This is a genomic window from Burkholderia sp. BCC0405 (assembly GCF_902833075.1).
GTDB lineage: Bacteria > Pseudomonadota > Gammaproteobacteria > Burkholderiales > Burkholderiaceae > Burkholderia.
This window is the reverse complement of the sequence record NZ_CADFEO010000017.1, coordinates 161,473-182,543: the sequence shown is the minus strand read 5'-3', so window position 1 is coordinate 182,543 and position 21,071 is coordinate 161,473. Positions and strand designations below refer to the sequence as shown.

17 protein-coding genes are annotated in these 21,071 nt (G+C 66.1%); 3 read left to right on the top strand and 14 right to left on the bottom strand.

All coding sequences use genetic code 11. The annotated features are described in order from the left end of the window. From HWX36_RS26160 to HWX36_RS26145, 4 genes are all read right to left on the bottom strand, one after another. Positions 1-433 (bottom strand): beta-ketoacyl synthase N-terminal-like domain-containing protein (locus HWX36_RS26160; RefSeq protein WP_279613402.1); only part of this gene is annotated, 433 nt, incomplete at its 3' end. Between the two features lie 99 nt (positions 434-532). Then, positions 533-2,398, bottom strand: a complete 1,866-nt coding sequence (gene phaC, locus HWX36_RS26155) for a class I poly(R)-hydroxyalkanoic acid synthase (protein WP_175956044.1) — start codon at positions 2,396-2,398, stop codon at positions 533-535. A gap of 360 nt (positions 2,399-2,758) precedes the next feature. Beyond that, the gene (gene pgeF, locus HWX36_RS26150) at positions 2,759-3,598 is read right to left on the bottom strand and encodes a peptidoglycan editing factor PgeF (RefSeq protein ID WP_175956041.1); all 840 of its coding nucleotides are present in this window, start codon (positions 3,596-3,598) and stop codon (positions 2,759-2,761) included. Positions 3,599-3,604: 6 nt separating this feature from the next. Next, positions 3,605-4,810 (bottom strand): RluA family pseudouridine synthase, encoded by a 1,206-nt coding sequence (locus HWX36_RS26145; protein WP_175956039.1) that lies wholly within the window; start codon positions 4,808-4,810, stop codon positions 3,605-3,607. Positions 4,811-4,851: 41 nt separating this feature from the next. Between HWX36_RS26145 and HWX36_RS26140 the strand changes: the two genes are divergently transcribed. After that, positions 4,852-5,676 (top strand): outer membrane protein assembly factor BamD, encoded by an 825-nt coding sequence (locus HWX36_RS26140; protein WP_021163132.1) that lies wholly within the window; start codon positions 4,852-4,854, stop codon positions 5,674-5,676. Positions 5,677-5,786: 110 nt separating this feature from the next. On the opposite strand, the gene HWX36_RS26135 is transcribed toward HWX36_RS26140, so the two are convergent. From HWX36_RS26135 to HWX36_RS26125, 3 genes are all read right to left on the bottom strand, one after another. After that, a complete protein-coding gene (locus HWX36_RS26135) occupies positions 5,787-8,033 on the bottom strand; it encodes an ATP-dependent DNA helicase (RefSeq protein WP_175956037.1) in 2,247 nt (748 codons plus the stop codon). A 55-nt stretch (positions 8,034-8,088) separates the two neighbouring features. Beyond that, a complete protein-coding gene (locus tag HWX36_RS26130) occupies positions 8,089-8,304 on the bottom strand; it encodes a YdcH family protein (protein WP_006478692.1) in 216 nt (71 codons plus the stop codon). 75 nt (positions 8,305-8,379) lie between these two features. Next, a complete protein-coding gene (locus HWX36_RS26125) occupies positions 8,380-9,132 on the bottom strand; it encodes a hypothetical protein (RefSeq protein ID WP_175956036.1) in 753 nt (250 codons plus the stop codon). Positions 9,133-9,292: 160 nt separating this feature from the next. Here HWX36_RS26125 and HWX36_RS26120 point away from each other — a divergent pair, with 160 nt between their 5' ends. Together HWX36_RS26120 and HWX36_RS26115 are read left to right on the top strand one after the other, a co-directional pair. After that, the gene (locus tag HWX36_RS26120) at positions 9,293-11,617 is read left to right on the top strand and encodes a Tex family protein (protein WP_175956034.1); all 2,325 of its coding nucleotides are present in this window, start codon (positions 9,293-9,295) and stop codon (positions 11,615-11,617) included. 415 nt (positions 11,618-12,032) lie between these two features. Further along, a complete protein-coding gene (locus HWX36_RS26115; protein ID WP_175956032.1) occupies positions 12,033-13,034 on the top strand; it encodes a sesquiterpene cyclase in 1,002 nt (333 codons plus the stop codon). A 55-nt stretch (positions 13,035-13,089) separates the two neighbouring features. Here HWX36_RS26115 and HWX36_RS26110 read toward each other — a convergent pair whose 3' ends face one another. From HWX36_RS26110 to hflK, 7 genes are all read right to left on the bottom strand, one after another. Beyond that, positions 13,090-15,006, bottom strand: coding sequence for a potassium transporter Kup (locus HWX36_RS26110; RefSeq protein WP_175956030.1), 1,917 nt, complete (start codon positions 15,004-15,006; stop codon positions 13,090-13,092). Between the two features lie 261 nt (positions 15,007-15,267). Continuing rightward, positions 15,268-15,864, bottom strand: a complete 597-nt coding sequence (locus HWX36_RS26105) for a phosphoribosyltransferase (protein ID WP_011352251.1) — start codon at positions 15,862-15,864, stop codon at positions 15,268-15,270. Between the two features lie 7 nt (positions 15,865-15,871). Then, positions 15,872-17,218: an adenylosuccinate synthase gene (locus tag HWX36_RS26100; protein ID WP_175956029.1), complete on the bottom strand. Its 1,347-nt coding sequence runs from the start codon at positions 17,216-17,218 to the stop codon at positions 15,872-15,874. Positions 17,219-17,331: 113 nt separating this feature from the next. Further along, positions 17,332-18,480 carry an ATP phosphoribosyltransferase regulatory subunit gene (locus HWX36_RS26095; protein WP_089440226.1) on the bottom strand — a complete coding sequence of 383 codons (1,149 nt, stop codon included), beginning with the start codon at positions 18,478-18,480 and terminating at the stop codon, positions 17,332-17,334. A gap of 102 nt (positions 18,481-18,582) precedes the next feature. Further along, the gene (locus HWX36_RS26090) at positions 18,583-18,774 is read right to left on the bottom strand and encodes a DUF2065 domain-containing protein (RefSeq protein ID WP_011352254.1); all 192 of its coding nucleotides are present in this window, start codon (positions 18,772-18,774) and stop codon (positions 18,583-18,585) included. Positions 18,775-18,810: 36 nt separating this feature from the next. Beyond that, positions 18,811-19,710 (bottom strand): protease modulator HflC, encoded by a 900-nt coding sequence (hflC, locus tag HWX36_RS26085; protein WP_175956028.1) that lies wholly within the window; start codon positions 19,708-19,710, stop codon positions 18,811-18,813. A 15-nt stretch (positions 19,711-19,725) separates the two neighbouring features. Continuing rightward, entirely contained in the window at positions 19,726-21,066 is a 1,341-nt protein-coding gene (hflK, locus tag HWX36_RS26080) for an FtsH protease activity modulator HflK (RefSeq protein ID WP_175956027.1), read from the bottom strand. Between the last annotated feature and the right edge of the window lie 5 nt (positions 21,067-21,071).

Sequence of the window (21,071 nt, the reverse complement as noted above, 5' to 3'; positions counted from 1 at the left end):
CGATCATCGTGTCGACCAGCTTCGCGTCGCCCATCCGGAACCCGTCGCGCGAGCCCGGCAGCACGTGCGGCGACGCGCTCATGTTCTCCTGGCCACCCGCGATCACGATCTCCGCGTCGCCCGCGACGATTGCGTTCGCCGCCAGCATCACGGCCTTCAGGCCCGAGCCGCACACCTTGTTGATCGTCATCCCCGGCACTGCATTCGGCAGCCCGGCCTTGATCAGCGACTGCCGCGCCGGGTTCTGCCCCGAGCCGGCCGTCAGCACCTGGCCCATGATCACTTCGCTGACCTGCTCGGGCTTCACGCCCGCACGCTCCAGCACCGCGCGGATCACCGTCGCGCCCAGCTCCGGCGCCGCAATCTTCGCAAGCGAACCGCCGAATTTGCCGACCGCGGTCCGCGCGGCCGATACGATCACTACGTCCGTCATTTCCCTTTCCTCCAGGCCCGCACGACACGGCGCATCGCTACCGGCCCTGTTAAAAAAACTGCGGTGCATCGGACAGCGTGCTCCGCTGTCCGGTTTTCGTCAATCGCGCTGCAACACGTAACGCCCCGGCGCCGGCTCGATCACCGGGAACTGCGCGGTACCGGGCTGCGCGGGCGGCTCCACCTTGCGGCCGCCGTACTGATCGAGCCATTCGACCCAGGTCGTCCACCAGCTTCCCGGCTGCTCGGCTGCACCGGCGAACCAGTCGTCCGCCGATTCGGGCAGGCCGCTGTCGTTGACCCAGTAGCTGCGCTTCTTCTTCGCCGGCGGATTGATCACGCCCGCGATGTGCCCCGACGCGCCGAGCACGAACTTCAGCGGGCCCGACAGGATCGACGTGGATGCATAGGCCGTCTGCCACGGCACGATGTGATCCTCGCGCGAACCGTAGATGAAGGTCGGCACGTCGATCAGCGTCAGGTCGACCGATTCGCCGCACACGGTCAGCGCACCCGGCTCGCGCAGCTTGTTCTCGAGATAGGTATTGCGCAGGTACCACGCGTACATCGGGCCCGGCAGGCTCGTCGAATCGCTGTTCCAGTACAGCAGGTCGAACGGCGCCGGCGTGCGGCCCTTCAGGTAGTTGTCGACGACGTAGTTCCACACGAGGTCGTTCGGCCGCAGGAACGAGAACGTGTTCGCGAATTCGACGCCGCGCATCAGCCCCGGCTGCGCGCCGTTCTTGCCGCCGATGGTCTGCTCGCGCATCTGCACGTGAGCCTCGTCGACGAACACGTCGAGAATCCCGGTGTCGGTGAAGTCGAGCATCGCGGTGAGCAGCGTCATCGACGCGGCCGGATGTTCGCCGCGCGCAGCGAGCACCGCGAGCGCCGTCGCGAGCATCGTGCCACCGACGCAGAAGCCGAGCGTGTTGATCTGCTCGCGGCCGCTGATCTGCTGCACGGCGTCGATCGCCGCGAGCAGCCCTTCGTTCATGTAGTCGTCCCACGTCTTGTGCGCGACCGATGCGTCCGCGTTGCGCCACGACACGAGGAACACCTGATGGCCGTTCGACAGCGCATGCGCGACGAGCGAATTCTCGGGCTGCAGGTCGAGGATGTAGAACTTGTTGATGCAAGGCGGCACGATCAGCAGCGGCCGCTCGAACACCTTGTCCGTCTTCGGCGTGTACTGGATCAGCTGGATCAGGTCGTTCTCGTAGACGACCGCACCTTCAGTACACCCGAGGTTCTTGCCGACCACGAACTGCGATTCGTCGGTCTGCGAAATCTTGCCGCGCTGCATGTCGCCGAGCAGGTTCATCATCCCCTGCCGCAGGCTTTCGCCCTGCGTTTCGAGGATCGATTTCTGTGCATCGGGATTGAGCGCGAGGAAGTTGCTCGGCGCGGCTGCGGCCGTCCATTGCTGGACCGTGAAACGAATGCGCTCGCGCGTCTTCGGATCGGCCTGAAGCGCATCGGCCAGTTCCTGCAGATAGCGCGCGTTGAGCAGATACCAGGCCGCCGCGAACGCATGCGCCGGCGACGCCTTCCACGCATCGCCGCTGAAACGGCGGTCCTTCAGTTCGGGCGACTCGAGCTTCGCCGCGGCCGCCTGCTGCATCAGCGCCATGCAATCGCGCGCGTAGTCGGCCTGCAGCGCCTGCAGCCGCTCGGGCGGAATCGCGGCGGCCGGCAGCTTCAACCCGGCGAACGGCGACGCCATCGCGCCGAAATCGGGCATCGACGGCATCCGGAACGGAAACGATGTCGGAAACTGGAATGTCGCGAACGGATTCATGGTGGCCGACGCAGTCGCGGCGCGTGCCGGATCCGCAAAACCGCGCCACGCGTTCAACCATGACTCGAACATCTGCTGCATCGGCTGGGCGGCCGGATCGAAACCAATGCTGCCCGGGGAAGTGCCCGCCTGAGCGGACGTCGACGATTTTTTCGATGCTGTCATTACCTGCCTTACCGGTGATTCGTGAGCGTCTATCGTGAAATCCTGCTCGCGCGCTGCATGCCGGCTGCGAGCCGGGCCGTCATGCTCTGGAGAGGCGTCTCCAGATTCTGCCGCAGTGCGGTATTTTTATCATTATCGTTTTCCCCATGTGAAGCGCCATGTCAAACCGCTGAACATTTCCGTACGGAGATAATCCTCGCGCAACAGACGGGACAAGGGTTCCGGCGAAACATAAAACATTTTGATTGACTTGACGTCGCAATCTTTCATTCGATCGCGCATGCTGCGTGGCATGACTGCCAAAATATCGAGATAACCCGATTTTGCGGCGCAGCAAACCCCACGCGCATACGCATCCCGTCAATCCGCCAGCCAGATCGCCGCCGCCATGCGGCCCGTCACGCGATCGCGCCGGTACGAATAGAAGCGATCCTGTTCGGTGACCGTACAGGCCGTCCCGCCGCTCACGTGCGCAACGCCCGCACGCGCGAGACGCAGGCGCGCGAGCGCATAGAGATCGGCAAGAAACTTGCCCGGCGCGCCATCGATCGCGACGAACGCAAGCCGGGTTTCATCATGCTCCGACTGCGGGGCCGTGTCGAGAAACGCGTCACGTACGTCGGCGCCGACCTCGAACGCCCGCGGGCCGATCGCCGGCCCGAGGTACGCATGAAGCGCGTCCGTCGCGCCGCCCGCGAGTGCCGCGACGCGCGCCGCGGTCTGCTCGACGATGCCGGCCGCCAGCCCGCGCCAGCCCGCATGTGCGGCGCCGACTGCGCGGCCCTGCGTATCGCACAGCAGCACGGGCAGGCAATCCGCGACCATCACCACGCAAACGGCCCCCGCCCGGTCGGTGACGCTCGCGTCGGCCTGCACCGGTGCCGTAGCCGCAGGCGCCGCCGCGATCACCTCGTCCGCCCGCACGATCTGCGCGCCGTGAACCTGCTCGAGCCACGCGGCACTCGACTGGCCCGCCAGCGCCAGCAAGCGCGCGCGATTCCCGGCGACATGGGCCGGGTCGTCACCGGTATGCAGGCCGAGATTCATTCCGCCCGGCAGCGCCTCTCCGCCCTGCCAGCGCCCGAATGGGCCTTCGCTCACCCCGCCGTCACGCGTCGTGATCAGCGCGCGCACGCGCGGCGACACCTGCCAATCGGGCTGTACGCAGTCCCGCCACGTCAACGGCGCCAGGTTCGTCATCGGCACTCACTCCTCCTCATCGTCCAGGTACGGCTCGTCATCGTGATACTCGCCGCCGAAATCGTCATCGTCGTAGACACCGTCGTCGTCGAATTCCTCGTCGCCCTGCCCGAAGCCGAGCGCCGCAACGAGTGCGTTCATGTCGTCCGGCAACGGGCAACGCCATTGCATCGCCTTGCCCGTGACCGGATGCACGAGACCGAGCCGCCATGCATGCAGCGCCTGTCGCGCGAACCCGCCCGGCAGCGGCGTGACCGAGCGCTTGCCGCGTGCACGGCCGTACACGGGATCGCCGAGCAGCGGATGCCCGGTGTGCGCACAGTGCACGCGGATCTGGTGCGTGCGGCCCGTCTCGAGATCGCACTGGATCGCCGAAACCGGCTGACGTTGCCACAGGCATGTGTCAACCGTGCGGAAATGCGTGCGCGCGGGCTTGCCCGAGGCACCCGTGACGACCGCCATGCGCGTGCGTTCGCGCGGATCGCGGCCGATCGGCGCGTCGATCGTGCCTTCCTCGGGCATCGTGCCCCACACAAGCGCGAAATAGCGGCGCTTCACCGTGCGGGCCTGCAACTGGCGCACGAGGTCCGTCTGCGCGGCCAGCGTGCGCGCCACCACCATCAGGCCCGACGTTTCCTTGTCGAGCCGGTGGACGATCCCTGCGCGCGGCAGGCCGGCCGCCGCGTCGCCATAGCGATGCAGCAGCCCGTTGAGGATCGTGCCGCTCCAGTTGCCGGCGGCCGGATGCACGACCAGGCCGGCCGGCTTGTTGATGACGACGAGCGCGTCGTCCTCGTAGATCACGTCGAGCGGCACCGGCTCCGGCGCAAAGGCAAGCTGCTCGGGGAGCAGGTCGGGCGCGAGCTCGATCTTCGCGCCGAGCGGCACCGGCTGGCGGATCTTCGACGGCGCGCCGTCGACGAGTACGCGCTGCGCCTCGATCCAGCTCTGCAGGCGGCTGCGCGAGAATTCGGGGAACAGTTGGGCGAGCGCCTTGTCGAGGCGTTCACCCGCGAGCGACATCGGCACTTCGACGACGCGCGGCGCATCATCGGCCGCCGCGGACGGCACGACGGGCGGTTGTATTGCGTCGCCGGTCAGATCGTCATCGAGGGAATCCCCCGAGGCAACGTCGGCGGGCCGATCGCTTGGGCTATAATCTTCGCGATTTGGTGTGCCCGGCTGGGCATTCTGCGAACTTGAACGGGTCATTTAGACTGGGTCACCGAGACTTGAAGCTAGGACATGCGAGCATGATGAATTCGACCAAACGTACGGCCAGAACCGTCGCCGCCCGGGCTGCGGCGGTAGCGGCCGCGGCCCTCATCGCCGGCTGCCACGGCTTGCCGCAGAAGCAGGACGAGACGGCTACCTGGTCGAACAACAAATTATACTCAGAGGCTCAGGACGCACTGTCCGGCGGCGACTGGGGCAAGTGCGCGAAATATTTCGAATCGCTGCAAGGTCGCGATCCGTTCGGCCATTTCGCGCAACAGGCGCAGATCAACGTTGCATACTGCAACTGGAAGGATAACGAAGCGGCCGCCGCCGACCAGGCCGTCGATCGCTTCATCCAGCTCCACCCCGATCATCCGGATATCCCGTACGCGTACTACCTGAAAGGGATGATCCACTTCAACGACGATCTCGGCCTGTTCGGCCGCTTCTCCGGTCAGGACATGAGCGAGCGCGATCCGCAGGCACTGCGCGAATCGTACGACGCGTTCAAGGTCGTCGTCGACCGCTTCCCGAAGAGCAAGTACGCGCCCGACGCCGCCGCGCGGATGCGCTACATCGTCAACGCGCTCGCATCGCACGAAGTGCACGCGGCCGACTACTACTACCGTCGTGGCGCCTACGTCGCGGCCATCAACCGTGCGCAGCTCGCGATCAAGGACTACAAGGGCGCGCCGGCGATCGAGGACGCGCTGCACATCATGATCCTGTCGTACGGCAAGCTGAACCAGCCGCAACTTGCCGAGGACACGAAGCGAGTACTCGCCGGCACGTTCCCCGACAGCCCGTACGTCACGGGCCACTCGCGCCCCGGCGCGAAGAAGTCGTGGTGGCAGTTCTGAAGCGCGCTGCGACGCAGCGCCAGTTGCGCGAACAAAAAACCCGGCCATCGAGCCGGGTTTTTTGTTGACGCCGCATTCCGGCGGCATAGGTGCGCGTGCCGCGCACGCCGTCACATGCGTTTTGCCGACCGGTGCTCGTCGAAGAAGTCCTGGACAACCGCGATCTCGCGGGTCCGCTTAAACGGCGGCAGGCTCTGCCAGATCCGGCGACCGTAGGGCTTGTCGACGAGCCGCGTGTCGCAGATCATCAGCACGCCACGATCCGTCTCCGCGCGAATCAGCCGGCCCGCCCCCTGCTTCAGCGTGATCACGGCCTGCGGCAACTGGTGCACCGCGAACGGGCTCAGCCCCTTCTTCGTCAGCGCGTCGAGCCGCGCGGCCAGGACCGGATCGTCCGGCGGCGCAAACGGCAGCTTGTCGATCACGACGAGCGACAGCGCGTCGCCGCGCACGTCGACACCTTCCCAGAAACTCTGGCTGCCGACCAGGATCGCGTTGCCGTACGCACGGAAACGGTCGAGCAATTCGGTGCGGCTCGCATCGCCCTGCACGAGCAGGGGCGTGTTCCAGCCGCGCGATTCGATCACGTCGCGCAGCTTCGACGCGATCCGGTCAACCGCGCGCAGCGTCGTGCACAGCATGAACACGCCGCCGCCGGACGCCTCGATCGCCGGCAGCGCGGCGTCGAAGACGGCGTCGGTAAACGCCGGCGAAGACGGTTGCGGCAAGTTGCGCGGCACGTACAGCAGCCCTTGCGACTGGTAGTCGAACGGGCTCGCGAGCGTCATCGAGCGACGCGAGCTGAGGCCCATTTGCGCCGCGTAGTGCGTGAAATCGCCGCGCACCGACAGCGTGGCCGACGTGAACACCCATGCGCGCGGCACGCCCGCGCGCTGCTTGGCAAAGATCGGCGCGACCGACAGCGGCGTTTCGTGCAACTGGACGGTATGCGCGAACACTTCGACCCAGCGCACCTTCTCGTTCGGATCGCCGTCGGATGCCGCCTTGTCGCCGGCCGCCGCTGCATCGGCCTTCGCGGCCGCTTCCGTCGCGTCCGGCGCGACCCAGCCTGCCAGCAGATCCTGCAGCTCGCGTGCTCGCCGCAGGCACGCGCCGAGCGATTCCGCCCGTTCGGCCTGGCTCGCAAGCGCCGATGCCAGCGCGTCGAGCGCAGCCTCGAGCGCATCGAGCGCGCCGAACATCGGGTGATCGTCGCCGAGCTGGGCGAGCGACATGCGGACGATCTGGTCGTTCGCGAACGCAAGGCGCAAGTCGCGCGCCGCGCGCTCGAGGTCGCCACCGAGCTTCACCCACTCGACCGCGTCGCGTGCATGGCTCAGGCCTTCCGCCACCGTGTCGCGTGCGAGCTCGAGAATCTGCGCCGTCGACAGCGTCTCGCCGAAGAACAGCGTCGCCGTTTCCGGCAACTGGTGCGCTTCGTCGAAGATGACCGTGTTCGCGTTCGGCAGCAGCTCGGCCATCCCCGTGTCGCGCAGCATGATGTCCGCGAAGAACAGGTGGTGGTTGACGACGACGACGTCGGCCTGCTGCGCCTCGCGCCGCGCCTGCATCACGAAGCATTCCTTGTAATGCGGGCATTCCTGGCCGAGGCAGTTGTCGCGCGTCGACGTGACCATCGACCACACGGGCGCCGTTTCCGGCACGCTCGCGAGCTCGGCCTTGTCGCCGCTCTTCGTGATCTTCGCGAAACGGACGATTTCCTGCAGGTAGGCCGTGTCCTGCCGCGACGGCAACCGGCCGTTGTCGGCCGTGCGTTGCAGGTAGTAGTGGCACAGGTAGTTTGCGCGGCCCTTCAGCATCGCGACCGACACCGGCACCGCCAACGCGTTGCGCACGGTCGGGATGTCGCGCTGGAACAGCTGGTCCTGCAGGTGCTTCGTGCCGGTCGACACGATCACCTTGCCGCCCCACAGCATCGCGGGCACGAGGTACGCATAGGTCTTGCCGGTACCCGTGCCGGCCTCGACGATCAGCGTGTTGTCGCCGGCATCGCTGTCGGACTCGGTTGCGGCGGCGTCCGCGCCCGGCTCGGCCGCCTTGCCGCCGTCGCCGAGGCGACGCGCCGGCCGCTTGCGGGTTTCGAAGATCTCGGGCTCGGGCATCCGGCGGGCGGACGCTTCCATCGCGGACGCGACGGCACGCGCCATCTCGATCTGCGACGTACGCGGCCGATAGCCGTCGAGCGCACGCGCCAGCAATCCGCCTTCGCCGAAGATCGTGTCGAGTTCGTCGACGCGCTTGCGGCTCAGCTCAAAGGTGCCTTCGGGCGCACGAGCGCGCCCGGCGGACGACACGTCGCGCCGGGCATCGGGGGTGGCTTCAAGCGGTGAATTCAAGGCAAGCGTTCCTGTGTCCAGCGCCAGGGCGGCGCCGGCGCTTGCCAGGCCGCGCTCAGGCGCGCTTATCCGGTTCCAGCTGCGATTGCAGCAAAATGATTTTGTCCTTGGCCGCCAGCTTTTCCTTCTTCAGCCGGTGCAGCGTGATGTCGTCGATGTCGGAGTGCCCTTCCTTCAGCTCGATCTCCCGAGCGAGCTGCTGGTGCTGCTCCTGCAATGCAGCCAAACGGTTGTGCAATTCCTGCTGCTGTTCCGTGTGACGGTTTTGCATATTTGCCTCCTCATCGAAGCAGCGCGCCGACTGGCATGCCTGCGCGCCCGAGACTGACCCGATCAATCCAACACGTTACTGCCCCTGCTGTTGCTTCTGCTGCGCCTTCTCGGCCGCTTCCTTCTGACGCCGCTCGACGTCGGCCTTGTGCTGCTCGGCTTCCTTCTGCTTCTGCTCGTAGCGCGCGGCGTTGTCCGCCCGCTCCTGCGCCTTCTGCGCGGCCTGCTGGTGCGCCTGGTCGAGCTTGCGCTGGAAATCGCCCTGCTTCTGGTCGTATGCCTGCTTGCTCGCCGCGCGCTGCGGCCCTTCCGCGCCGCGCTGCGCCTGCTTCAGCGCATTCTGCTCCTGCTTGTCGCGGAACGCAGCCGCGTTTGCCGCATCGTTCGCCGCGCGCTGCGGCGCCTCCGCCGCGTTCTGCGCCGCCTTCAGCGCCTGCTGCTGGTCGCGCTGCTGCGCGCGCACCGCCCGCTGCTCGTCGTTGAGCGCGAGCTGCTCCTGACGGATGCTCGCCCGCTCGTCGCGCATCTGGTCACGCGCCTTGCCGAGACAGTGATTGACGAAGAACTTGCTGTAGCAATCGTGCTCGGCCACCGCATAACGATAATCGTTTTCTGCGGAGCGTTGATTGAGCACTTTTTGACGGGCGTCGAAATCCGGTGCGGCCGTGGCCATCACGGGCGCAGCCGCGGCGGCGGCCGGCGCGGTTGCGTCCGAAGCTTGCGCGAACGCGCCGGAAGGCCCGGCAGACAAAGCCGCGGCGAGCGCTGCGCCGAGCGCGACGAGAGAAATTCGGGAAATTGGCAACGTCGTAGGAAAGCTGCGGGACATGTGTCAAATTCTATCACCCCCGGCTGGACGCTCCGTCATTTATGGCAAAATGCCCCGCTTCACCCACCCGCGGCATCTGGCCCGTCGGGCCCGCCATGCAGCCCGCCGCGCCGGGCCTGCCGGCCCGCGCCGCGATTTCAGCAGGCACATCATCCACGACATGACGGAAACCGTAGCACTCAAGATCGTACAGCGCATCGCCACCGAACTGTCCGTCCAGCCGCGCCAGGTCGCGGCGGCAGTGCAACTTCTCGACGAAGGCTCGACCGTTCCGTTCATTGCCCGGTACCGCAAGGAAGTGACCGGCAACCTGGACGACACGCAGTTGCGCCAACTCGAGGAACGCCTCCTGTACCTGCGCGAGCTCGAGGATCGCCGCGCGGCGATCCTGTCGAGCATCGACGAACAGGGCAAGCTGACCGACGAACTGCGCGCCGCGATCGATGCGGCCGACAGCAAGCAGGTGCTCGAAGACCTTTATCTGCCGTACAAGCCGAAACGTCGCACGCGCGCGCAAATCGCCCGCGAAGCCGGCCTCGAGCCGCTCGCGCAGGCGCTGCTCGCGAACCCGCTGCTCGACCCGCAGGCCGAGGCTGCCGCGTATGTCGACGCCGACAAAGGCGTCGCCGACGTGAAGGCCGCGCTCGACGGCGCGCGCGACATCCTGTCCGAACAGTTCGGCGAGACGGCCGAGCTGCTCGGCAAGCTGCGCGACTACCTGCACAACCAGGGCGTCGTGTCGTCGGCCGTCGTCGAAGGCAAGGAAAACGAGGAAGGCGAGAAATTCCGCGACTATTACGACTACGCGGAAACGATCAAGACCGTGCCGTCGCACCGTGCCCTGGCGCTGTTCCGCGGCCGTAATGCGGGCGTGCTGACGGTCAAGCTCGGTCTCGGCGAAGAGCTCGACGCGCAGGTGCCGCATCCCGGCGAGGCGATGATCGCACGCCATTTCGGCATCGCGAACCAGAACCGCCCGGCCGACAAATGGCTGTCCGACGTATGCCGCTGGTGCTGGCGCGTGAAGGTGCAGCCGCATATCGAGAACGAACTGCTCACGCAACTGCGCGAAACGGCCGAAACCGAAGCGATCCGCGTGTTCGCGCGCAACCTGAATGACCTGCTGCTGGCCGCGCCGGCCGGCCCGAAGGCCGTGATCGGTCTCGACCCCGGCCTGCGCACGGGCGTGAAGGTCGCAGTTGTCGACCGCACCGGCAAGGTGCTCGCGACCGACACGATCTACCCGCACGAGCCGCGCCGCGACTGGGACGGCTCGATCGCGAAACTCGCGCGCATCGCCGCGCAAACGCAGGCCGAGCTGATCAGCATCGGCAACGGCACCGCGTCGCGTGAAACCGACAAACTCGCGAGCGAACTGATCGCGAAACACCCGGAGCTGCGCCTGCAGAAGATCGTCGTGTCGGAAGCCGGCGCGTCGGTCTATTCGGCATCCGAGCTGGCCGCGAAGGAATTCCCGGAGCTCGACGTGTCGCTGCGCGGTGCCGTATCCATTGCACGCCGACTGCAGGATCCGCTCGCCGAGCTCGTGAAGATCGAGCCGAAGGCCATCGGCGTCGGCCAGTACCAGCACGACGTGAACCAGCGCGAACTCGCCCGCACGCTCGACGCGGTCGTCGAGGACTGCGTGAACGCGGTCGGCGTCGACGCGAACACCGCGTCGGCCCCGCTGCTCGCCCGCGTGTCGGGCCTGAACGCGACGCTCGCGCGCAACATCGTCGACTACCGCGATGCGAACGGCCCGTTCCCGTCGCGCGAGCACCTGCGCAAGGTGCCGCGCCTCGGCGACAAGACCTTCGAACAGGCCGCCGGCTTCCTGCGCATCAACGGTGGCGAGAATCCGCTCGACCGCTCGTCGGTGCACCCGGAAGCCTATCCGGTCGTCGAACGGATGCTCGCGAAGATCAACAAGCGCATCGACGACGTGCTCGGCAACCGCGAAGCGCTGTCGGGACTGTCCCCGACGGAATTTGTTGACGAACGTTTCGGCCTGCCGACCGTGCGCGACATCCTGTCGGAGCTGGAGAAACCGGGCCGCGATCCGCGCCCCGAATTCAAGACCGCGACGTTCCGCGAAGGCGTCGAGAAGGTGTCGGACCTCGTGCCGGGCATGACGCTCGAAGGCGTCGTGACGAACGTCGCCGCGTTCGGCGCGTTCGTGGACATCGGCGTCCACCAGGACGGCCTCGTCCACGTATCCGCGATGTCGACGAAGTTCATCAAGGACCCGCACGAAGTAGTGAAGGCCGGCCAGGTCGTCAAGGTGAAGGTGCTCGACGTCGACGTGAAGCGCCAGCGCATTGCGCTGACCATGCGCCTCGACGACGACGCGGCAGCGCCCGGCATGTCGTCGCGCGGCGGCCAGGATCGCGGCAACGCAGGGCGCGGCGGCGCCCGCCCGCAGCGTTCGCGCGAGCCGGAACCGGCCGGCGCAATGGCCGCGGCGTTCGCGAAGCTGAAACGCTGAGTACGCGCAAGCGTTCTCGACATACAAAAATGCCCGCCTTCCGGCGGGCATTTTTATTGAGTCGTCGTACACATTTCCAATATTCGCGATGAAAACCGAATATGCGCGTTTTCATCATCATTTACCCGTGTTTAATCGGAGAATTGAACAATCCACGTTGTGAGATACGTTTTCTTGACGCTTCACAAACGATACATAAAATAAATCTGCGAACGACAGTATTTTGATGCCTCCGGAATACGCAGCGATCTTTCCGTTCAGCGGCAAGGTTCTCAACGGCCCGTGCGCACGCCATGCATTTCCGGCCCTCCCGTCTTTCAGTCTCGCCGTTTGCAATCGATTCGCGACGCATTGCATCCGGCATTCGCCTGGCCGGTGAACCGGGACGGATTCGCGAAAAATGGATCGGGAAACCATGACAGAAGACCATCTGAAAACCGAACTGGCCGCATTGCACATTCCCGTTTTCGATGTGCCATGGGCCGGCGCCTGTTCACCGCACGTCGAACGAATCGAATCGCGCATGCTCGAATGGGCCGACGCATATGGCATGTTCATCAGCGACGCTTACCGGGAACGCGTCGCGCGCACCCGGTACGGCTGGCTCGCCGCGCGCTGCTACCCGAACGCCGATCCTTCCCTGCTGCAGGCGCTCGCCGATTATTTCGTGTGGTTCTTTCTCGTCGACGACCTGTTCGTCGATCGTGTGGAGCAGGTCGGCCCTGATACGTTGCGCAATCTGACCGCGATGATCGATGTGCTCGACTACGAACGTACCGGCCCCCAGCCCGTCTACGGCGAGCGAGCGTGGCTCGATCTGTGCCAGCGCCTGCGCGCGCGCCTGTCAGCCGAACATTTCGCGCGCTTCGCACAAGGGATGCGCCTGTGGGCGACCACCGCCGGGCTCCAGATCCTCGCCCACCTGGGGGCCGAGCCCGTCGCGATGCCGCAATACGAAACGATCCGGCGTCATACGAGCGGGATGAATCCGTGCCTCGCGCTCGCGGACGCGGCCAATGCCGGCGCCGTCCCGCCCGATACGTTTCATCGGCCGGAGATCCAGACGCTGTGCCGGCACGCAAACCATATCGTCTGCTGGAGCAACGATATCCAGAGCGTCGGCGTCGAGGCGCGCCAGCCAGGGCAGTTCCGGAACATGGTGCTGATCCACGCGTCGCGCGGCCATACGCTGCAGGCAAGCGTCGACTACACGGCCGAGCGCGTACGCACCGAGATCACCGACTTCGTCATCTGCGCCGATGCACTCGCACGGCACGCCGACACGCGTGTGCGCGGCCTCGTCGACGGTTGCCGATACTGGATACGCGGCTATCTGGATTGGGTGGCGCGGGATACGCAGCGCCATACGACTGCGTTCGCGGCCGGCGATGCGGACGATCGCGGCCTGATTGCCTGATGCCGGGTCGGCTGACCCGGCGGCGCGCGGCTGAACGGCGCGCGCCGCTACCGGGTCAGATCTCTATCTTCGTCCCGAGTTCGACCACGCGGTTCGCCGGGATCGAGAAGAAGTCGGTCGGCTTCGCGGCGTTCTGATGCATCCACGCGAACACCCGCTCGCGCCAGATCGACATCCCGGGCAGATGCGTCGGCACGACCGTTTCGCGCGCAAGGAAGAACGACGTGTCCATCAGCTCGAACGTCATGTCGCGCGTGCGGCCGAATTCCTCGAGCACGGCCTTCACGTCCGGCGTCTCGTTGAAACCGTACTCGGCCTTCACGATGTACAGCCCGCCGCCCGCATCGCGCGAGCTCAGGCGCTTGTCATCGCGCACGTAAGGAAAGTCGCGTGTGACGAACGTCAGGAAAATGGTCCGCTCGTGCAGCACCTTGTTGTGCTTCAGGTTGTGCAGCAGGCTGACGGGCACGAGCTTGTCGTTGCCGGTCAGGTAGATCGCGGTGCCCGACACGCGATGCGGCGGATGCGCGAGCAACCCCTGCAGGAACGGCTCGAGCGGAATACCGTCTGCCGCCGTGCGCTCCTTGACAATGTGGCGCCCCTTGTACCAGGTCATCAGCAGGAAGAACAGCAACGCGCCGATGCCGAGCGGCAGCCAGCCGCCCTGCGCAACCTTCAGCAGGTTCGCACCGAAAAAGCCGAGATCGACCACGAGGAACACCGCGATGATCGCGCCGACCAGCAGGCGGTTCCAGTTCCACACCTTCACCATCACGACGGCCGCGAGCACGGTCGTGATCACCATCGTCGCCGTCACCGCGATGCCGTACGCGGCCGCGAGGTTGTCGGAGCTCTTGAAGCCGACCACGATGCAGAGGATCACGAACAGCAGCAGCCAGTTCACGACCGGCACGTAGATCTGGCCAATCGCGAGATCGGACGTATGCAGCACCTTCATGCGCGGCACGTAGCCGAGCTGGATCGCCTGCGACGTCAGCGAATACGCGCCCGAGATCACGGCCTGCGACGCGATCACGGTCGCGACCGTCGACAGCACGACGAGCGGCAGCAGCCCCCATTCGGGCGCCAGCAGGAAGAACGGGTTCTCGATCGCTTTCGGGTTCTGGATCAGAAGTGCGCCCTGGCCAAAGTAGTTCAGCACGAGCGACGGCATCACGAGCCCGTAGGCCGCGATGCGGATCGGCTTCGCGCCGAAGTGGCCCATATCCGCGTAGAGCGCTTCCGCACCGGTCAGCACCAGCACGACCGAGCCGAGCACGACGTACGCCTGCAGCAGGTGGTCGGCCATGAACGACGCCGCGTAATACGGGTTGATGGCGGCCATGATGCCCGGCACGCGCACGATGTGGTACACGCCGAGCGCCGCGATCACGACGAACCACAGCACCATGATGGGGCCGAACAGTTTTCCGACCAGCGCGGTGCCGTGACGCTGGATCCAGAACAGCGCGATCAGGATCGCGATCGTGATCGGCAGCACGAGATGGGACAGGTGCGGCGTCGCGATTTCGAGACCTTCGACCGCCGACATCACCGAGATCGCCGGCGTGATCACCGCGTCCCCGTAGAACATGCACGCGCCGAATATGCCGAGCGCCATCAGCGCACCCGCGACGCGGGTCTTCGAATCGAGCGGCCGCAACGACAGCGCCATCAGCGCGAGCACGCCGCCTTCGCCGTTGTTGTCCGCCCGCATCACGAACAGCAGGTACTTGATGCCGACCACCAGGATGATTGCCCAGAACAGCAGCGAGATCACGCCGAGAATCGATGCTTCGGTGAGCGGAATGCCGTGTGCGGGGCTGAACGCCTCCTTGAGCGAATACAGCGGGCTGGTGCCGATGTCGCCGAACACGACGCCGATGGCTGCTATCGCTAGCGCCCGCATCGAGTGTTGGTGCGTCGAATGCGGCGCGTGTGCTGCGTCGGTCGCGTGGATCGTGTCGTTCATATAAAGCGTAATAATCGGGTCCGGGTCGGACAAAACGAGCGCTATTCTACTCGCGCCCCCGTGAATCGCCGCCCTGCGCTGTTGCCTTGTAACCACGTGATCCACGCTGCGCATGCAATCTGGCGCGAGCTGTGGCAGGGCTGCCAATCATAGCCGGGGCGGCGCCGTCTGCCTACCGGATCCACGATACGCGCGGCGCCCCAATGAAAAACGGCGCCGCAAGCGGCGCCGTACAAAGCTTTCCTTCGATTGGCCGGCCGCTTACGCGCCCGAGCCGTCGCGCTGTGCGCGACCGCGCTTGATCCACGCCTCGAGGTTGTGCGGCCGAACCGTATCCCACTCCTCGAACGGCTGATGAATCCACGGATTCGTCGGCAGAAACTGCGTGTGATAGTCGGGCTTGACCTTGGAGCAACCCTTGTACCAGAGCACGGCCGAGCGCACGGCCGTTACCGACGGATAGCGCTCCTTCAGGTGCTCCTGCACGCGCGCAAGCGTCACGCCCGAATCGACGAGATCGTCGACCAGCAGCACGTTGCCCGCCAGGTTGCCGCGCGTCATCGTGATGTACTGCGCGATGTCGAGATCGCCCTGCTCCGTGCCGGCCGCCTCGCGGTACGAACTCGTCGCGAGGATCGCGAGCGGCACGTCGTAGATGCGTGACAGTTGATCGCCGACGCGCAGGCCGCCGCGCGCGAGGCACAGGATCTGGTCGAACTTCCACCCCGATGCATGCACCTGCAGCGCGAGCAGCTCGATGAGACGGTGATACTCGTCCCAGCCTACCCACAGGTTCTTGTCGTCGTTGCGCGGATCGGTCATCAAATCTGCCGCTGTCATCGTGATTTGCTGCGTCATCTGAAAATTACACCTTGAACGGATGGCGGAGCAGAATCGTTTCGTCGCGGTCCGGCCCCGTCGACACCATGTCGACCGGCACGCCAGCCACTTCCTGGACGCGGGCCAGATAAGCCTGCGCGTTTGCCGGCAGTGCTTCCCACGTCTTGATGCCGACCGTGCTTTCCTTCCAGCCGGCAAACGTTTCGTAGACAGGCTCGCAACGGGCCACGTCGGCAGCGCCGCGCGGCAGGATGTCCGCATCCTTGCCGTCAATCTTGTAGCCGACGCACAGCTTGACTTCGTCGAGGCCGTCGAGCACGTCGAGCTTCGTCATGCACAGGCCCGACACGCCGTTGATCTGGATCGAGCGGCGCAGCGCGGCCGCGTCAAGCCAGCCCGTGCGGCGCGGACGGCCCGTGACCGAGCCGAATTCCTTGCCGACGTTGGCGAGCGTGACGCCGACCTGATCCTGACGCTGCGGATTGTCCGCATCGTACAGCTCGCTCGGGAACGGGCCCGAGCCGACGCGCGTGCAATAGGCCTTCGTGATACCGAGGATGTAGTTGAGCTTCTGCGGCCCCACGCCCGCGCCAGCCGACGCCGCACCTGCGACGCAGTTGCTCGACGTGACGAACGGATAGGTGCCGTGATCGATGTCGAGCAGCGTGCCTTGCGCGCCTTCGAACAGCAGGTTCTGGCCCGCATTGTTCGCGTCGTACAGGCGGCGCGACACGTCGGCCACCATCGGCTTCAGGCGGTCGGCATAGCCGAGCATCGTGTCGAGCGTGGCCTGGAAATCGACGGCCGCGCCGCCCAGGTACTGGGTCAGCACGAAGTTGTGGAAATCGAGGTTTTCGCGCAGGCGGTCGGCGAAGGTCTTCGCGTCGAACAGGTCCTGCACACGCAGCGCGCGGCGGCCGACCTTGTCTTCGTACGCGGGGCCGATACCACGGCCCGTCGTGCCGATCTTGCCCGCGCCCTTGCGCGCTTCGCGCGCCTGGTCGATCGCGATGTGGTACGGCAGGATCAGCGTCGTGGCTTCGGAGATGAACAGGCGGTCGCGCACGTTCACGCCAGCCTCTTCCAGCTCACCGATTTCCTTGAACAGTGCTTCGGGGGACAGGACGACGCCGTTGCCGATGTAGCAGGCGACGCCTTCACGCATGATGCCCGACGGAATGAGGCGCAAGATCGTTTTCTTGCCGCCGATGATGAGGGTGTGGCCGGCGTTGTGACCGCCCTGGAAACGCACGACGCCCTGAGCGTGGTCCGTCAGCCAGTCGACGATCTTGCCCTTGCCTTCATCACCCCATTGCGTTCCCACGACGACGACATTGCGCCCGGGAGTCACGTTCACTGCGCTGGCAGACATGTTGATTCGTTAGCTGGTTAAAAACGTATTCTACCTATGTTCGCGGGCGATTCCGAATTTTTCCGTTTCGCTTCAACGATATGCACGCCGAAGCACGTCCCGCGAACGTCTGTTTATCGGGGTTCGACCACCCATGCGCCGTTGCGCTCGACGAGCGAACGGTCGCAGGCGAACTCGTCGAGCACATGATCGTGGCCCGGCAGCGCCTGGATCACGACCTCGCCCGCATCGCGCAGCGCCGCCACGGCCGCGCTCAGCGCGTCGTCCTGCGCCCACGGCGCGAGAATCGCCGTGCCGCGCGCCTCGACCGGCGAAATCCGCGCGAGTTCGCGCAGGTCGAGCGAGAAGCCCGTCGCCGGGCGGGCACGGCCATACGCCTGGCCGACATGGTCGTAGCGGCCGCCCCGCGCAATCGCGTTCGGTACGCCGTCGATGTAGGCGCTGAACATCGCACCGCTGTGATACGCATAGCCACGCAGGTCGCCGAGATCGATCGCCACCTCGGCACCCTTCGCCTGCGCCGCGAGTTGCGCCAGATCGTCGAGCGCCCGCGTGATTTCGGGCAGCACCGGCAAGCGTGCGCGCGCCTCGGCGAGCACGCTCGCGTCGCCGTAAAGGTGCGGCAACGCGCGCAGCGCGGCGCGCGTGTCCGCGCCGAGATCGTCGGTGAGCTCGTTCAGCAGCGGCACGTCCTTGCCCGACAGCGCGTCGTACAGCGACTCGCCGCGCTCGGCAGCCTGCGCGTCGCGCGCCAGCAGCGCAGCGAGTACGCCCGCATGGCCGAGGTCGAGACGGATGCGCGACAGGCCTGCGAGATGCAGCGCGTCGAGCATCAGTTGCTGGATCTCGAGATCGGCTTCCAGTCCTGCATGCCCGTAGATTTCGGCGCCAATCTGGATCTGCTCGCGCGTCGCGTGCAGGCCGCGCGGACGCGTATGCATCACGTGGCCCGCATAGCAAAGGCGCGTCACACCCTGGCGGTTCAACAGGTGCGCGTCGATCCGTGCGACCTGCGGCGTGATGTCCGCGCGCAGGCCGAGCGTACGGCCCGACAACTGGTCGACCAGCTTGAAGGTGCGCAGGCGCAGGTCGGCGCCGCCGCTCGTCAGCAGCGACTCGAGATATTCGAGCAGCGGCGGCATCACCATTTCATAGCCATACGAACGGAAGCGGTCGAGCAGCCTGCGGCGCAGCTCCTCGATCTTGCGCGCTTCCGACGGCAGTACATCGGCGATATTCTCGGGAAGTAACCAGGTCGACATCGGTACGGTCCTACGACGGGAAACAGCGCGCGACACGCGCGCCGCGATGTGAATCGGAAATTCTGAATTCGGGCGGGACAAACGGCGGATGCGCCGTCCGGATCAGGTCGCGAGCAGCAGCAGTATGAGCCCGAGCACCATCACGATCAGCCCGCCGATCCGGATATGATGCGGCGGCCGCTCAGCTATTCTACGAAACGTGTCGCGCCAGGCAACGGGAAACACGAAGGGGAACGCCCCCTCGATGATCAGCATCAGCGCTACTGCAAGCAACAACGAGCCAGCCAGGTCCATGCGAGCGACGGCGCCGCTCGACGCGGCGCCCCAAGGTCAATGTTTGCGGGGAGCAGGCGCCGCCGGTGCGGCACCGCCCGTCGGGCTGCGCATGAAGCGGAAGAACTCGCTGTCGGGATCGACGACGATGATGTCGTTGCGCTTGAACGTGTTCCGGTACGCCTGCAGGCTCGCGTAGAACTGATAGAACTGCGGGTCGCGGCCGAACGCATCGGCGGCAATCGTCGCGGCCTTCGCGTCGCCCTCGCCCTTGATCGTCTGGGCAGACTTGTACGCGTTCGCGAGCACGGCCTGCTGTTCGCGTTCGGCGTCCGCCCTGATCTGCTCGACGTCGGCCGCGCCTTGCGCACGCACCTGCGCCGCCTGATCGCGCAGCGCGCCGATCATCCGCTGATAGACGGCGTCGGTCTGAGCGGCCGGCAAGTCGACGCGCGTCAGTTGGACGTCGACCACGTCGACGCCGAAGCCGGACACCTTCGCCTTCACTTCGTCGCGCGCCGCATCGGCGATCTCACGCTGGCCGCCAAGCGCGTCGTCGAGCGCGCGCTTGCCGAACGCGTCACCGAGTGCGCTCTTCAGCGCGCCGGCGAGGCGGTCGCCGGCTGCCGACGGGTCGCCGCCCGTCGTCGTGAAATACTTCATCGGATCGCTGATCCGGTACTTCACCGCGTAAGCGACGAGCAGGTCGTGCTTGTCTTCCGTTGCCAGTTGCAGCGGATCCGACGACTCGAGCGATTGCAGGCGCGTGTCGATCAGCGTGGCCGTCTGCAGCGGCGGCGGCAATTTGAAATGGATGCCCGGGCCAGCCAGCTCGGGTTGCGCGCCATCGCGCCCCGACAGCACGGCCGCGTGGCGCGGATCGACGGTAAGGACTGTCGACGATGCCGCGAAGGCAACGATCACGATTGCGACGACGAGCGCAATGATTCGGTTCATGTTCTGCGCTCCCCGTTACTTCAGATCGTCTTCGCGCGACCGGCTGCGAAACGCCTCGCGCGATCGCAGCACGTCGTTGCCCGACGCCCCCGCGGCCGACGCCGCACTCGCAGGTGCCGCTGCAGCCGGCGCGACAGCCGCCGGTGCCGACGCGGCATCGGGCGCGGATGCGCCGGTGGACGCCGCGGCGTTTTGTCGCCCCTGCTCGACGAGCTTGTCGAGCGGCAGGTACACGACGCTGTTGCCGCCCTTGTTGCCGACGAACACCTTCGTCGCGTTCGAATAGATTTCCTGCATCGTCTCGAGATACATCCGCTCGCGAATCACCGCGGGCGCCTTCGAGTACTGCGCATAGACCTGCTTGAAGCGATCGGCATCGCCTTCGGCTTCCGTGACCACGCGATCGGCATACGCCTTCGCTTCGTCGACGAGCTTCGCCGCATCGCCCTGCGCCTTCGGCAGCAGGTCGTTTGCGTACGCCTGCGCCGCGCGCTTCGCGGCCTCGCGCTCGTCGCGCGCCTTCGCGACTTCACCATAGGCGGCCTGCGTCTGCTCCGGCGCCGCAACGCTCTGCATCGTGACGGCCGTCACCTCGAGCCCGGACTGGTAGCGATCGAGATCGCGCTGGATCGCGGCGGTGAGCTGCTCGCGCAGCGCGTCGCGGTCCTGGTTCAGCACGTCGGCTGCGCTGCGCGTGCCGACGATCGCACGTACCGCGGCCTGGGCGGCCTGCGAGACGCTGCGCTCGGGATCGACACTGCGGAACAGGTAATCGGTCGCGGAACGGATCCGGTACTGGACGATGAAGCGCACGTCGACGATATCGGCATCGCGCGTCAGCATCGACGCTTCCTTCACGTTCGCGAGACGCACGACGTTGTTGCGGCCGATCTCGATCGAGCGGACCTGCGACGTATCGACGATCTCGTGCGAAGCGAACGGATACGGCGCGCGCCAGTGCACGCCCTGGCCGACCGTGCCCGACAGCTTGCCGAGCTGCAGCACGACGCCCGTCTGCCCTTCCTGTACGACGAACAGCCCGCTGCCCGCGTAGACCGCGACCAGCACGCCGATCACGATGCCGACGCCGACTCGCGCGGCTCGCCCGTTGTCAGGACGGAAACCGTTGCCGCCCTTGCCGCCGAACAGGCCGTTCAGGCGCCGGTTGAAGTTGCGCCACATCTCGTCGAGATCGGGCGGACCATCGCCGTCGCCGCCTTGCGGACGCTTCGATTCGTTCGGACGGGGACGGGATCCATCTTTGCCATTGCTTTCGCCGCGTCCCCAGCGGGGATCGTTGATCGACAGCAAGGCGCGCATCCGCCGCCAGGTACTCCGCTCGTTGTATTCGTTCACCAGAG

Excerpts from the sequence above, each read along its gene's own strand:
- phaC (WP_175956044.1), bottom strand. The coding sequence starts at position 2,398 with ATGACAGCATCGAAAAAATCGTCGACGTCCGCTCAGGCGGGCACTTCC.
- HWX36_RS26095 (WP_089440226.1), bottom strand. The coding sequence starts at position 18,480 with ATGTCGACCTGGTTACTTCCCGAGAATATCGCCGATGTACTGCCGTCG.
- HWX36_RS26140 (WP_021163132.1), top strand. The coding sequence starts at position 4,852 with ATGATGAATTCGACCAAACGTACGGCCAGAACCGTCGCCGCCCGGGCT.
- HWX36_RS26100 (WP_175956029.1), bottom strand. The coding sequence starts at position 17,218 with ATGTCTGCCAGCGCAGTGAACGTGACTCCCGGGCGCAATGTCGTCGTC.
- HWX36_RS26120 (WP_175956034.1), top strand. The coding sequence starts at position 9,293 with ATGACGGAAACCGTAGCACTCAAGATCGTACAGCGCATCGCCACCGAA.
- HWX36_RS26145 (WP_175956039.1), bottom strand. The coding sequence starts at position 4,810 with ATGACCCGTTCAAGTTCGCAGAATGCCCAGCCGGGCACACCAAATCGC.
- HWX36_RS26115 (WP_175956032.1), top strand. The coding sequence starts at position 12,033 with ATGACAGAAGACCATCTGAAAACCGAACTGGCCGCATTGCACATTCCC.
- HWX36_RS26105 (WP_011352251.1), bottom strand. The coding sequence starts at position 15,864 with ATGACGCAGCAAATCACGATGACAGCGGCAGATTTGATGACCGATCCG.
- hflC (WP_175956028.1), bottom strand. The coding sequence starts at position 19,710 with ATGAACCGAATCATTGCGCTCGTCGTCGCAATCGTGATCGTTGCCTTC.
- HWX36_RS26090 (WP_011352254.1), bottom strand. The coding sequence starts at position 18,774 with ATGGACCTGGCTGGCTCGTTGTTGCTTGCAGTAGCGCTGATGCTGATC.
- HWX36_RS26110 (WP_175956030.1), bottom strand. The coding sequence starts at position 15,006 with ATGAACGACACGATCCACGCGACCGACGCAGCACACGCGCCGCATTCG.
- HWX36_RS26130 (WP_006478692.1), bottom strand. The coding sequence starts at position 8,304 with ATGCAAAACCGTCACACGGAACAGCAGCAGGAATTGCACAACCGTTTG.
- pgeF (WP_175956041.1), bottom strand. The coding sequence starts at position 3,598 with ATGACGAACCTGGCGCCGTTGACGTGGCGGGACTGCGTACAGCCCGAT.
- HWX36_RS26125 (WP_175956036.1), bottom strand. The coding sequence starts at position 9,132 with ATGTCCCGCAGCTTTCCTACGACGTTGCCAATTTCCCGAATTTCTCTC.